Here is a 13,200-nt window from a genome sequence, read left to right as displayed (position 1 = left end):
ATCGTAGCACATCCAAAAGGTAAGCGCAAAATGACTTACTTGTTTCACAAAAAAATTGCTGCAAGTTAGCAAATCTAGCTTTTATTATCATTATGTATAGTCAACTTGAAGTTAAAAAGAGCAGTCTTCATGTTGTTCACATGAAGACTGCTCTATGTAACTACTAGACGAGTATTATTTTACTGCGTCTTTAAGCGCTTTACCTGGTTTGAAAGCAGGTACCTTGCTAGCAGCGATTTCGATTTCTTTACCAGTTTGTGGGTTACGACCTTTACGAGCCGCACGTTCACGTACTTCGAAGTTACCAAAACCAATTAATTGTACTTTGTCACCCTTTGCAAGAGCATCTTGAATTGTATCAAATACAGCTTCAACTGCTTTAGAAGCGTCTTTTTTAGAAAGACCTGCAGCTTCAGCAACAGAGTTTACTAATTCTGTTTTATTCACACCATTCACCTCCTCTCAAAGGGTCATGAACCAATTCTGTAAAAAGAGTAACACATAGAAAACCGCTACGCAACTGTATTCATTCATGATTATAACCAAAAAATCAGTTTTTCACCCAAAAAATCAAAAAAAAGGACTTTTCGCATAAAAACGAAAAGCCCTTTTCCTATTTTTTACACTTCTTATTATTTTTTATCACTATAAAATAAATGTGACTAACCCACGATCACCTTCGTTTACCATACGTTCGATCGTTTGACGCATACGTTTTTTGGCTGTATTTGGAACTGCATCCATTTTATATCGAATACCTTCTTTTAATACTTCATGTAATGGTGTTCCAAAAAGTTGTGTATTCCATAGAGCATCACGATCATGTAAATAAGCATGGTTCAAATCTTTTAAAAGTTGCTGACTATGGAACTCAGAGCCGATTAGCGGGGCAAATTCTGAATCCATATCGACACGAATAATGTGATAAGATGGCGCCTTCGCTTTCATTCGTACACCAAAGAAATTATTTTGCTTAATTAATTCTGGCGCTGTTGGCTCAAATTCCTGCATCATTGGTAATGTAACACCATAGCCTGTTGTATCCGCATCATGAATGGCACTTTTAAAGCGCTTTTGAGCTTCTTTTGCCTCTGCTGCTTCTTTAATAAACAGTAGCCAATCTTTTTTCGTTTCAATTGGTTCTTCTAACCACTCATTACAAACCGATTTATATAGTTCACCCTGTAAGGACACACGAATTACAGCTGTGCCAATACCAGCATCTACATGGACTACTTCACTTTGATCAATAAAATCAATAGCTTTAAAAGCATCGGATGCTTGTTGCACATCTCTAATTTTCATAACAGAAGAAAGTACTTCTTCCATCGAATCAATCAATGCAACATTTAATGGATGTGAGGCATCTAACACATCTAACCAATCTGGCTTCTCCACCTCTATCGTACGGATTGGGAATTCAAATAATGCCTCTTGTAAAATATACTGAATATCAGTTTCTCTCATTTGATCAATTGCAATGGCGATAACGGGAACATTATAACGTTCAAACAACTCATTGCGCAGTTGAACAGTTTCTTCTCTAGCTGGCATTTGGCAATTAAGTAGAATGACAAAAGGCTTGCCAATTTCCTTTAGTTGCTCAACAATCTCTTCTTCTGCCCTCTCAGCAGCTCGACGACTAATACCGTTAACCGTTCCATCAGTTGTCACTACAATTCCAATATTCGCATGATCGCGAATTACTTTATCCGTACCTATTTTCGCTGCTTCTTGGAACGGAATAGGCTCTGTATGCCAAGGAGTATGAACAAATTTTGGACCATTTTCATCTTCATAGCCTTTTGTTCCTTCGATAATGTAACCTACACAATCTGCTAATCGAATTTGAAATGGCATTTCATCGTCACCGACCACAATACGGGTTGCTTGGGCAGGCACAAACTTCGGCTCAGCAGTCATAATGACTGGCCCCGGAGAACTTTGTGGCAACTCATCCTGTGCTCGCATTCTTTCTGTTTCATCCACAATGTTTGGTAACACGACGGATTCCATTACCTTTTTTACAAATGTTGATTTACCTACACGTACTGGACCGACAACACCAATATAAACATCGCCATTTGTTCGCTCTGCAATTTCTCTAAATACTGCTTCACTCAAGGTTTCTGCCTCCTTTATCTACGCTTTTTCACTATATGCGAGCTTGTAGACAAATATGAAAAAGCCCCTCACAAATGTAAGGAGCTTGTTGATTATTCTTCTTTTTTCTTGGCGGCTTCTGCCTCTTGTTTTTGTCGTTCTTGAGCCTTCTTGACATCTGCCTTATAAGTGTCCATATCATAAACTGGCTCACCCTTCTCGTCCACTGTATACGGAACAGAGTAGGCAGGTACTACAGGAAATTTATCGACAAGTAATTGGCGAATATCATCGCCCGGTTTGACATCCGGCTTGTCTTCTTTTAGAAGTTGTCCTAAATCAATGGAATAATCTACATGCAATTCACCGTCACCAGTCATAAAGAGCGGTAATTCGACGCCAGAATAGGGGCTTTTCACAGTAACCTCTGTTTTATAGCCCAAATCCTTATAATTAATTTGGTACACATTATCAGATGATGAACCTGTTATTGGTAAATATTGTGTAGATAGTTTCCGAATTCCTATTTCGCGAATGCGCTCTGCAGCATTTAAATCTACTAGTTTAACGGTCGCTTCATGCTCAGGATCCCAAATAATATACTGATATATACCGCCTTTTTCATAGGCGTTTCCAGGGATCGTCGACAAATACTTCGGCATAAGCTTTTCAAAATCAATTAAATACTTGATATATAAATCTGTATCTAATTCGCTATTTTTAATGGGTACTAGCCCACCAGTTGCTTCACGGTATTCATTAACAGCACGCTGTACAGCTGCAAGTTGGTCCACATCAGGCGTTACCTTCGCCCTTTTCTCGTCTTCTGGGTACGCACACCCTACTAACAATATGGCGGTTGCAATTACCAACAGAAAAGCACTTAGTTTTTTCATGTTACTGACACCTCGTTATTTATTATGCTGGCCATGTGGCAACTATAAGTACCATTAAAAATGTGCCAAGTCCAAACAGTATGTATGCACATAAATTTACGATTGTTCGTAAAAATACATTCGAAATCTTGTTACGAGCTAAATAAATTAAGCCGACTGATATAATCATAAAGCCTATACAATAAAACGATACCCACATTACATCCAAAGCAGGCATATGAGCTAACGGGCCCATTTCAAATAACCACCTTTCTTTCTATGTCAAGACACAATCAAAGTATATTATACTATGTGCCTTTGTTAAAAAGAAATAGTTGTCCCATAACTATCAAGAAATGGACAACCTTTTAAAATGCTTTAACTATTCAATTACTAGCACATAATAAGGTGTCTCAGTAGATTCACCGAGACACCTTATTTATGTCCGTTTCATGACAAATTTAATCATAAAAATAATATTAATGCTTCATCTCGTCAATTTCACGTTTCTTCATGCGCATCATAAGTGCGTCTACTGCCACTTTCGGTGCTACTTCATTAAAGAGTACACTATAAAGCTCTGTAGAAATGGGCATTGCCACACCATACTTTTCTGCTAATTGAAAGGCAGCCTTTGTAGTACGTACACCCTCTACAACCATCCCCATTTGATCGAGAACCTCTTGTAACTTCATGCCCTGCCCTAACATATTACCTGCTCGCCAGTTTCTTGAGTGAACGCTTGTACACGTTACAATCAAATCACCCATGCCTGTAAGCCCTGAGAACGTAAATGGGTTACCACCCATTTTTACACCTAAACGAGTAATCTCCGCAAGTCCTCGCGTAATTAATGCGGCTTTCGCGTTATCCCCGTAATTCAAGCCATCGGTAATGCCTGCAGCTAAAGCGATAACATTTTTCAGTGCCCCACCAATTTCTACACCAATTACATCGTCATTTGTATAAACACGGAAAAATTGATTCATAAATAAATCCTGTACTTTTTCAGCAGCATCTATGTCCGCACATGCAGCTGTAACCGTTGTAGGATGATGAAGGACTACTTCCTCAGCATGACTTGGCCCTGAAAGCACTACAATTTCATCCACTTTTTCAGCAGGTAAGCTCTCTGCTAATATTTCAGAAATTCGCTTTAAAGAGTCAGGCTCAATTCCTTTTGAAACATGTACAAATAAAACTTTTTTAGTTAATTCAGCCGTCAATTTTTCACAAACCTCACGAATTGCTTTTGTCGGCACAGCTACAACGATTGTTTCAGCATGTGTTGCTGCCTTTGCAATATCACTCGTAGCATGTAAATTTGTTGGCAAGACCGTTTCAGGTAAATATTTTTTATTGGTATGCATACGGTTGATTTCTTCTGCCTGTTCAGCTCGATGTGTCCATACAAGCGTATCATGGCCATTTTCCGCCAGTACCATTGCCAGCGCAGACCCCCAAGAGCCTGCCCCTAACACACAAACTTTTTCCATAAAAAAAATCCTCCCTTATTGTGGGTTGTCTACACTACTTTATTTTCTTGTAAAAAGACGCCACCCAACAATTGTGTCGGGTTGGCGTATTGTATGTGTATGACGATAACTTTAAGCACGAGCACGTGTAATTAAACGAATCGGCGTTCCTTCAAAGTCGAATGTTTCACGAATACGATTTTCTAAGAAACGTTCATAAGAGAAGTGCATAAGCTCAGGTTCATTCACAAATACCACAAACGTTGGTGGTTTAATTGCAACCTGTGTAGCGTAGTAAATACGTAAACGGCGACCTTTATCGGTTGGCGCAGGATTACGTGCTACAGAATCTTCTATGACTTCATTTAAAATAGAAGATTGAATACGCATCGCATGATTCTCACTAACACGTTGGATAATCGGTAAAATTTGATGAACACGCTGTTTCGTATTAGCCGAAACGAAAATTATCGGTGCATAGTCTAAAAATAGGAAATGCTCACGAATTTGCTGCGTAAAAACATTCATCGTTTTTTCGTCTTTCTCGATAGCATCCCATTTATTTACAACGATCACAACTGCTTTTCCGGCCTCATGTGCATACCCAGCAATTTTCTTATCTTGCTCCTGAATACCTTCTTCCGCATTCATAACCACTAACACAACGTCTGAACGTTCAATCGCACGTAACGCACGCAAAACAGAATATTTCTCGGTCGTCTCATAAATTTTCCCTTTTTTACGCATACCGGCAGTATCAATAATGACATATTCCTGATCATCATACGCATAAGGTGTGTCAATTGCATCGCGTGTCGTACCCGCAATATCACTAACAATTACTCGATCTTGACCTAAGAAAGCATTCACTAAAGATGATTTCCCCACATTCGGACGACCGATTAATGAGAATTTAATTACATCATCTCCGTACTGCTCTTCATCTTCTTTCGGGAAATGTTTCGCACATTCGTCTAATAAATCCCCTAAACCTAAGCCGTGAGAGCCAGAAATTGGCCAAGGCTCACCGAAGCCCAATGCATAAAAATCATAAATCATTTCACGCATATCAGGATTATCGATTTTATTGACTGCTAGTACAACGGGTTTCTTAGTTTTGTATAAAATTTTAGCTACTTGCTCATCGGCTGCCGTTACTCCTTCACGACCATTTGTCATAAAAATAATAACGTCCGCTTCTTCAATGGCGATTTCAGCTTGTTGACGAATTTGCTCTAAAAACGGCTCGTCCCCAATTTCAATCCCACCTGTATCAATAATATTAAAATCGTGTGTTAACCACTCTGCCGAACTATAAATACGATCACGTGTTACGCCTGGGATATCTTCCACAATAGACACACGCTCTCCAACGATACGGTTAAAAATCGTCGACTTACCTACGTTCGGACGACCTACGATGGCTACTACTGGTTTCGTCATCTGTACTTCATCCTTCCAACTTCTTGTCTTTCGCTATTATACACGAAAAATGCCATTATATCATATCATATCCATAAAGTAGAACGCTATGTATGGCTTTACCAATCCAAACGATTTATTTTCGCGGTTTTATGATGTATTTTGAGTACGTAGGTGGAGGATTTTTTGAGGGTAAATCCGTCGCTTTTTGGTTTCTATTAATTGGAAGGCTTTTTCGTTATATTGCGGGCTGTATCCGTCACTTCGAGAGTTGTATCCGTCATTTCGAACTTCCTATCCATCACTTTGTGAGGTCTATCCGTCACTTTTGGGATTCTATCCGTCATTTTGCAAGGTTTATCCGTCACTTTATGGATTTCCGTCTTCGATGCTTTTAACTATCACTTTTAGAGGTTTATCCCACTTCGCTGCCTCACCGTCATCTTGTAAGATGTATCCGCCATTTTGCCAGTTCTATCCGCCACTTTTTGACTCCTATCCTTTATAGGTTTTCTCCCATTTCAATGATTCTATCTATCACTTTGCAAATCCTATCTCATCACTCCAACAAAAAGCGAGGATACAATCTTGTATCCTCGCGTTCTTCTTATTTAAAGTTTTTTAATTGATCGCCAATAACGTCTCCGAATGAGAAGCCTGTGTTTTCTTCTGGTAATTCGTAGTCAATCACTTCTTCTGCTTCTGGATTTTCGAGTAATTCTTTAATGCTTAGCGCTAATCGGCCGTCTTCAGCATTGACATCAAGGACTTTTACTTGTACTTCTTGTCCTTCTTTTAATGCTTCATGTGGTGTATTGATATGTTTGTGAGCGATTTGCGAAATGTGCACTAATCCTTCAACACCTGGGAAAACTTCCACAAATGCGCCGAAAGATGTAAGACGTTTCACTTTCCCGTCTAAAATAGCACCTTTTGCTGCACGTTCTTCGATATTAGACCAAGGTCCAGGGATCGTTTCTTTGATTGATAATGAAATGCGTTCATTTGCTGGATCAACAGATAGAACTTTTACAGTTACACCTTGTCCTTCTGATAAAACCTCACTCACATCGCTTACATGCTCATGAGACACTTGTGAAATGTGGACAAGCCCATCGATACCACCAAGGTCAATAAATGCTCCAAACGATGCTAAACGCTGTACTTTACCATCTAAAACATCGCCAGCCTTAATTTGATTAATAACATTTTGCTTTTGTGAAGCTTTTTCTGATTCCACTACTGCGCGATGAGATAAAATTAAGCGATTCTTTTCTTTATCAAGTTCAACAATTTTAAAGCTTAATGTTTTGCCTTTATAGCCCTCAAAATCATCGACAAAGTAGTCTTCTACAAGCGATGCTGGTACAAAGCCACGTACACCTAAATCTACGACAAGACCACCTTTAACAATATCCTTCACTTCCGCTTCGAAAATTTCTCCTGCGGTAAATTGTTGCTCAAGTGTATCCCATGCTTTTAAAGCATCCACTTTACGTTTTGATAGGACAAAATTTTCTTCCTCAACCTTTGTAATCATCAAATCTAACTCATCCCCAACAGAGATGACATCAGAAGCTTTCTCAATGTGCAAGCTTGATAATTCACTGATTGGGACAATACCATCAAATGGTGCACCTGGAATTGATACAGATACTGCTTTTTCATCAACTTGCTCTGCAATACCTTTGACGATATCACCCTCGTTAAACGTTTGTTCTGCATAGTTCATTTCTTCAGACATATGTAACCCTCCTTCGCATCTTCCCTTACTATTTTATTCGATATTGAAGACAAAGACAAAAATAAATCCTTTAAATTTGAAAAATGTCTGAAATTTTAGGATTTATAGCATTTTTTCTTCTGCTAATTTTAAAATAGCTTGTGCTGCATCTTCGATAGACAACGCTGTCGTATCTAAAAATACGGCATCTTCTGCTTGGATAAGTGGTGATGCTTCACGCTCACTATCTTTTTTATCACGTAATGCAATTTCTTCCTGAAGTTTTTCAAGTGAAGAGTCGATTCCTCTTTTTTGATTATCTATAAATCGTCTTCTTGCGCGTTCCTCTACCGTTGCAGACATAAAAATCTTTAGTTCTGCATCTTTCAATACATGTGTAGCAATATCGCGGCCATCCATAACGACGCCACCGTTTGCTGCCAGCTTTTGTTGTTGAGCTACTAATAACTCACGAACCTTTGCATGGGCAGCTACTTGAGAAACTGATGAAGTGACTTCATTTGATCGAATATCAGCTGATACATTGTGACCATCTAAAAAGACAAGCTGTCCCTGTGGAGATGGCTTTAAATCAATGGTACTTGCTGCTAACATTTCAGCTAATTTTGCTTCATCATCTAAATGTATGTTTTGTTGCATCGCTTTATACGTAACTGCTCGATACATTGCACCTGTATCGATGTAAGTAAAATCAAGTGCCTCAGCAACAATTTTTGCAATAGTACTTTTACCGGCACCAGCAGGCCCGTCTATCGCAATTTGAATGTTTTTCTTCATATTCTTCCCTACTTTCTGTCACCTCATATTGTATCATATAACCTATAAAAAGCCCTCTGCTAGGAGAGGGCTTTTAAAAAATTACTATGCAAAATATTAAGCATTAAAGGGATTCAATTCTTTACGACGATTGCCTAATTGACGCTCAAAGCAAAAGCGCACGATATGTTGTTGGTCAACATCATCTGAATCCGTTAGCTGGATTGTTGCAATTCGTTTAGAATCTTTTTCAAAAATACGCACGACAATTGCCTCTGTTATCACGTATTTCACATCCCCATTGGCAAATGGTAAGGCAACCGTTAATTTCACCTCATCCCCATCATTGAAAGCCACTTCACCTTTCAAAATGAGGGCCAAGCCTCCTGCACTAATATCCGAAGCAACTAACTGATATTTGTGATCCTTGAACTGAACGGCCACATCCACGGGTGTTTCAACTCGTACATATTCTCGTCGTTGAATTTTAATAAATTCCTCTGGCTTTGGGCAATGCAACATAATCATAGGTATATGGCCCGCTTTACGGCCTATTACCTCCGTATTAAAGGCAAATGATTGTTTGTCCTCAGTGCGAAAGGTTGCTCTAAATTCTGAGCCATCTATCAAAAATGCTGTTTTCTTTGTCGCCATATTAATTGGATAATCAATATAAAGAATATGGTCTTGTTGCTCTACAACTTTACAGCGGAATTTCTCCACACGCTCTGTATAAGTCGGTTCAAGTTGTAATTGTGTGCCAATTTTAATCTCCATGAGCATCTCCCCGTACAATAAATATGGTTTAATTATCTCATGAGATATTAATTTTGGCTATAAAAATTGGTAGTATTTTCTTATTATTAAGTTAAATATTCCACTTTTAAAACATTATGATTTTCTGCATCAATGACGATTCTAAATGTTTCTTGTGTTTTACCATCACGCAAGGCAATGACCTCATAGCATAGACGTTGTTCAAATTCACCATTATCTGTATAAATATTTTTTACTTCTTGCACTTGAATATCATCCTGGAAGAATGTTTTCCAATCGATTGGTTTTGCTGTTTGCTTTTTAATATTTTCTTCTTGAATGTATTCCATCGCGTTTGCCCCTAACAACTCACCTGTATCTTTTGCTAATTTAAGTTGAACACCATCAGCATAAATTAATGCGTTATCCCCTGGATGTACACGGGCAAACGTTACATGCCATGCCTGATGGTTTTCACGCGATTCCACATAAGCTAAATCGTTCATGCCTAATTTCTTGACATAATCTTCGGCTTTTTTGAGAATTTCCTCTTGTGACTGCTTCGCTTCGTCAACAGGGCGTTCTACTAAATAGGACAGTAAATGTCCTCCTTTTACCGTTAAATCCGCATACCCTAAACGAATCCCTTGATGGAATTGTATGTGATAGAAAGGATATGGTGCGGTGTCACTACTTTTTGTGACTGTAAATGTTGCATCTTTAATAACTGGGAATAAATGCTTCACTTTTTCCAACGCTTCTTTTTCTGTAATTTCAGCATCCTGTAAAGCTTTTAATGCAATTTTTTTCTGCCAATCTGACTCAGATAATGTCAGCGGGAAATCTTTTTCTCCATAACCTTTTAACGTGTCTTTCACTTTATCAAAGTTCGTGTTTGGATTTTTATTATCGACTTGCTGCAGCCAAACATCCATTTTTCCATTATGTTTATAAAAATCAACGGTTGCAGCTGTCCAATCATCAGAAAGAGCTTGTAAATTCGTAGAGACCTGTGGCATTTTTTCACGCCAAGCTTCATAATCGCCTGTTTTTGCAGTTCTCTTCGCTTCATCGCCAAGTCGTCCTAAATAATTCATCCATTCATTGGATAGTTCTTGCCCTATCGGAATATTAGCAATGGAAGAACGAACTTCTGAGCTCAAACGCCAAACAGAATCTAATTCACTGTGAATGGCTTGCTCATCTTGAAACAGTAGGGATTGTGAGACTGATCGCTGTAGATGAGATAGTTTTTCAGATGCATCTGTTAGCTTATCGGTATACTGCGCTAGAACAGTACGTTGTAAATCTTCTTTATCACCATGTAAATCTATACTATATGCCCCTAACCCGATAACAGCTATCGTTAAGACCACGAGCCAAGTTTTCATCTATGTTCCTCCTTTCTATGAACAGAAAATATGCTCTCCAATTTGTTTAATTTGTGGACGAGACCAAATCCATTTACTTGTTGCCGTTTTCGGATTGAAGTAATACAAAGCATTTTCAGATGGATCCCAGCCATTCATTGCATCAATAACAGCTTCTTTTGCTCTATCATTAGGCTCTAACCAAATTTGTCCATCTGCTACAGCTGTAAACGCTAAAGGTTGGAATATAATACCAGAAATCGTATTCGGGAAATCGGGACTTTCTAAACGGTTTAAAATAACTGCCGCTACGGCTACTTGTCCCTCATATGGCTCTCCCCTAGCTTCTCCATACACAGCATTCGCCATTAGCTGTAAATCACGCTCTGTATATTTAGGAGGAACTTGAGTTTGTGTTCCATTGTTATTAGTAGTGCCACTACTATTTCCTCCACCACTACCGGCACCACTACCTGTACTAGTCCCTTTATTCACTTGCTGATCAAGAGGAACGCCACCATAGTAGGTAAATTGATTACCGGCATTTAATTGCGCTTTCACCCATTTTTCATCGTAATCAGAATAGCCAGCTATCGTTTTTTTGGTCTTCGCTCCAGCGATACCATCTACTGGTAAACCATATTTCTCTTGGAAATTACGTAATGCCCAGTATGTGTTATAGCCAAATTTCCCATCAATTTTACTCTTATAAAAACCTAAGTATTGTAGCCTTGCTTGCAATTCAATGACATCATCTCCATAGGCACCACGAGTAATTTGCTGGTCACTAAAGGCAATCACTTCATTTTGAGGAATCGCAATTATACTAATTCCTAATATCAAAGCAAAAAGTATGCTTACTAAACGCACTTTTATCACTCCTTTTTTTTATAGCTTGAAACAAAAGAGGCAATTTATACATGATAAAAAAGAATAAAGCGTAGAAATCTTGACGATTTCTACGCTTTAAATTTTTTTATGCATATGCAAATGTTGCACTAGATGATAATGCGCTAGTTTCACCTTTCGTAGGCCAAACCACCATAAAAACAGCATAAAAGGAATCATTAAATAAATCCAGTGACCTTTAAATGATAATATTGTATTGTATAGAATGTGAAGTACCACTGGTGCACAAAGCGCCATAGCAATCATTTCTTTCGTCTTGGCAAACTTTGAAAACTTAGCACGTCCATAATAGTAGCCCATGACTACGCCAAATAATGCATGACTTGATACAGGCAATAAGGCGCGCATAAATGCGGTATCCAAGCCAAAGGATAATAAATAAAGTACGTTCTCGATTGTGGCAAAACCAAGTGATATACTTGCCCCATACAATATACCGTCATATGGATCATCAAATTCAACATGATTGTAGATGGCAATTAATAGCACAAACCATTTAAAAAATTCTTCAACAACACTAGAGAAAAGAACGTCTTGAAGGTAAAAATATCGAAAAACCCCTTCCTCTGTTAGTACATATTGTAAAAACAGAATCGGGAACGTTAAAAATGCACCGTATAAAAATGTTTGTAATAAAGTTCTTCTTGGCTCCGTAGCCATTTGATTGCGCAAATAGAAATAACTAAAAAGCGCTAGACCGGGAGCAATGGCAGCAGATAATAAAATGATCATGATGCCGGCTCCTTTCAACAATAGACTGCTATTATTATACCATGTAATGACAAAAAAACTTTTTAAAAGGAGATTTTATTTTTTATGAAAAAAACAATTTTATTAATTCATACTGGCGGCACAATCTCCATGGCGATGAGTGCTGAAGGAGCAGTTATGCCCAATAAAGAAAATCCGCTCATGAAAGAGAGCAATAAACTTAATTCATTAGCAACCATTATTGAAATAGAAGCTTTTAACCTACCTTCTCCACATATCACGCCAAAAGAAATGCTTCAATTACGCAACTTGATTATGGAGCAAACTACAGCAACGCAAATCGATGGTGTTGTCATTACACATGGTACAGATACATTAGAAGAAACTGCCTATTTCTTAGAACTGACTACAAATTTAGCCATTCCCATTGTATTGACAGGGGCGATGCGCTCATCCAATGAGCTTGGAGCAGATGGTATTTATAATTTAATGGAGGCAATCCGGGTAGCGGTCGATGATGAAGCTCGCGACAAAGGCGTTCTCGTTGTGATGAACGATGAGGTACATCTTGCCGTCAATACAACGAAAACGAGCACAAGTTCGGTCAATACCTTCCAATCCCCACAATATGGACCAATTGGGCTGATTACAAAATCACGTATTTTGTTCCATCATGCACCAATTCGTCGTCAATACGTAGACATTAATAATTTATCTAAACGCGTAGCCATGCTAAAAGTTTATGCTGGTATGGAAGAAGATTTACTAGATGTTGTGCTCGCATGTAAATATGAGGGGGTTGTGCTTGAAGGGTTAGGTCAAGGAAATGTCCCACCTTCTGTTGTTAAAGGCATTGAGAGTCTGATCCAACGAAATATTCCTGTAGTCCTCGTTTCCCGCTGCTTTAATGGAATAGCAGAAGGTGTCTATGGATATATTGGTGGCGGTAAAATGCTGGAAGACTTAGGTGCGATATTTGCCACGGGAATAAATGGTCAAAAGGCACGATTAAAATTATTAATTGGACTTAACACAACTGGAGAGCCTTTAAATTTAAAGGATTTTTTCCTGTAAAGTCA

The 13,200-nt window shown here is 38.5% G+C and carries 13 protein-coding genes; 1 reads left to right on the top strand and 12 read right to left on the bottom strand.

The genetic code is table 11. From position 1 onward, the window contains the following. Positions 1-174: 174 nt before the first annotated feature. The 12 genes from MKX57_RS07055 to prsW form a co-directional block, all read right to left on the bottom strand. The gene (locus tag MKX57_RS07055; RefSeq protein ID WP_004232618.1) at positions 175-447 is read right to left on the bottom strand and encodes an HU family DNA-binding protein; all 273 of its coding nucleotides are present in this window, start codon (positions 445-447) and stop codon (positions 175-177) included. 198 nt (positions 448-645) lie between these two features. Further along, positions 646-2,124, bottom strand: coding sequence for a stage IV sporulation protein A (spoIVA, locus tag MKX57_RS07050; protein WP_008180413.1), 1,479 nt, complete (start codon positions 2,122-2,124; stop codon positions 646-648). A gap of 92 nt (positions 2,125-2,216) precedes the next feature. Beyond that, complete coding sequence (locus MKX57_RS07045; RefSeq protein WP_008180415.1) at positions 2,217-2,999, bottom strand: hypothetical protein; 783 nt, start codon at positions 2,997-2,999, stop codon at positions 2,217-2,219. A gap of 22 nt (positions 3,000-3,021) precedes the next feature. Next, positions 3,022-3,234 carry a DUF2768 domain-containing protein gene (locus MKX57_RS07040; RefSeq protein ID WP_008180416.1) on the bottom strand — a complete coding sequence of 71 codons (213 nt, stop codon included), beginning with the start codon at positions 3,232-3,234 and terminating at the stop codon, positions 3,022-3,024. A 223-nt stretch (positions 3,235-3,457) separates the two neighbouring features. Continuing rightward, positions 3,458-4,474, bottom strand: coding sequence for an NAD(P)H-dependent glycerol-3-phosphate dehydrogenase (locus tag MKX57_RS07035; RefSeq protein WP_089986599.1), 1,017 nt, complete (start codon positions 4,472-4,474; stop codon positions 3,458-3,460). A 111-nt stretch (positions 4,475-4,585) separates the two neighbouring features. After that, on the bottom strand, positions 4,586-5,896 hold the full coding sequence (gene der, locus MKX57_RS07030) for a ribosome biogenesis GTPase Der (RefSeq protein ID WP_008180419.1): 1,311 nt from the start codon (positions 5,894-5,896) through the stop codon (positions 4,586-4,588). Between the two features lie 586 nt (positions 5,897-6,482). Further along, complete coding sequence (gene rpsA / locus MKX57_RS07025) at positions 6,483-7,619, bottom strand: 30S ribosomal protein S1 (RefSeq protein ID WP_008180421.1); 1,137 nt, start codon at positions 7,617-7,619, stop codon at positions 6,483-6,485. A gap of 102 nt (positions 7,620-7,721) precedes the next feature. Beyond that, on the bottom strand, positions 7,722-8,396 hold the full coding sequence (gene cmk / locus MKX57_RS07020; RefSeq protein WP_008180423.1) for a (d)CMP kinase: 675 nt from the start codon (positions 8,394-8,396) through the stop codon (positions 7,722-7,724). A 96-nt stretch (positions 8,397-8,492) separates the two neighbouring features. After that, entirely contained in the window at positions 8,493-9,152 is a 660-nt protein-coding gene (locus MKX57_RS07015) for a flagellar brake domain-containing protein (protein ID WP_008180425.1), read from the bottom strand. A gap of 86 nt (positions 9,153-9,238) precedes the next feature. Then, a complete protein-coding gene (locus tag MKX57_RS07010; RefSeq protein WP_008180427.1) occupies positions 9,239-10,522 on the bottom strand; it encodes a PepSY1/2 domain-containing protein in 1,284 nt (427 codons plus the stop codon). A 15-nt stretch (positions 10,523-10,537) separates the two neighbouring features. Beyond that, a complete protein-coding gene (sleB, locus tag MKX57_RS07005; RefSeq protein WP_008180429.1) occupies positions 10,538-11,371 on the bottom strand; it encodes a spore cortex-lytic enzyme in 834 nt (277 codons plus the stop codon). 96 nt (positions 11,372-11,467) lie between these two features. Further along, positions 11,468-12,142, bottom strand: coding sequence for a glutamic-type intramembrane protease PrsW (gene prsW / locus MKX57_RS07000; protein WP_043990729.1), 675 nt, complete (start codon positions 12,140-12,142; stop codon positions 11,468-11,470). Between the two features lie 84 nt (positions 12,143-12,226). Between prsW and MKX57_RS06995 the strand changes: the two genes are divergently transcribed. Continuing rightward, positions 12,227-13,195: an asparaginase gene (locus MKX57_RS06995; protein WP_089986600.1), complete on the top strand. Its 969-nt coding sequence runs from the start codon at positions 12,227-12,229 to the stop codon at positions 13,193-13,195. The last annotated feature ends 5 nt before the right edge of the window (positions 13,196-13,200 follow it).

The sequence above is a fragment of the Lysinibacillus sp. FSL M8-0216 genome (assembly GCF_038595555.1).
Lineage (GTDB): Bacteria > Bacillota > Bacilli > Bacillales_A > Planococcaceae > Lysinibacillus > Lysinibacillus fusiformis.
The sequence above is the reverse complement of the archived record's forward strand: the minus strand, read 5'-3'. Positions and strand labels throughout refer to the sequence as shown.

What these genes read in the sequence shown, in the direction of transcription:
- rpsA (WP_008180421.1), bottom strand. Translation starts at nt 7,619, where the DNA reads ATGTCTGAAGAAATGAACTATGCAGAACAAACGTTTAACGAGGGTGAT.
- prsW (WP_043990729.1), bottom strand. Translation starts at nt 12,142, where the DNA reads ATGATCATTTTATTATCTGCTGCCATTGCTCCCGGTCTAGCGCTTTTT.
- MKX57_RS07010 (WP_008180427.1), bottom strand. Translation starts at nt 10,522, where the DNA reads ATGAAAACTTGGCTCGTGGTCTTAACGATAGCTGTTATCGGGTTAGGG.
- cmk (WP_008180423.1), bottom strand. Translation starts at nt 8,396, where the DNA reads ATGAAGAAAAACATTCAAATTGCGATAGACGGGCCTGCTGGTGCCGGT.
- MKX57_RS07045 (WP_008180415.1), bottom strand. Translation starts at nt 2,999, where the DNA reads ATGAAAAAACTAAGTGCTTTTCTGTTGGTAATTGCAACCGCCATATTG.
- MKX57_RS07035 (WP_089986599.1), bottom strand. Translation starts at nt 4,474, where the DNA reads ATGGAAAAAGTTTGTGTGTTAGGGGCAGGCTCTTGGGGGTCTGCGCTG.
- der (WP_008180419.1), bottom strand. Translation starts at nt 5,896, where the DNA reads ATGACGAAACCAGTAGTAGCCATCGTAGGTCGTCCGAACGTAGGTAAG.
- MKX57_RS07040 (WP_008180416.1), bottom strand. Translation starts at nt 3,234, where the DNA reads ATGGGCCCGTTAGCTCATATGCCTGCTTTGGATGTAATGTGGGTATCG.
- MKX57_RS06995 (WP_089986600.1), top strand. Translation starts at nt 12,227, where the DNA reads ATGAAAAAAACAATTTTATTAATTCATACTGGCGGCACAATCTCCATG.
- MKX57_RS07015 (WP_008180425.1), bottom strand. Translation starts at nt 9,152, where the DNA reads ATGGAGATTAAAATTGGCACACAATTACAACTTGAACCGACTTATACA.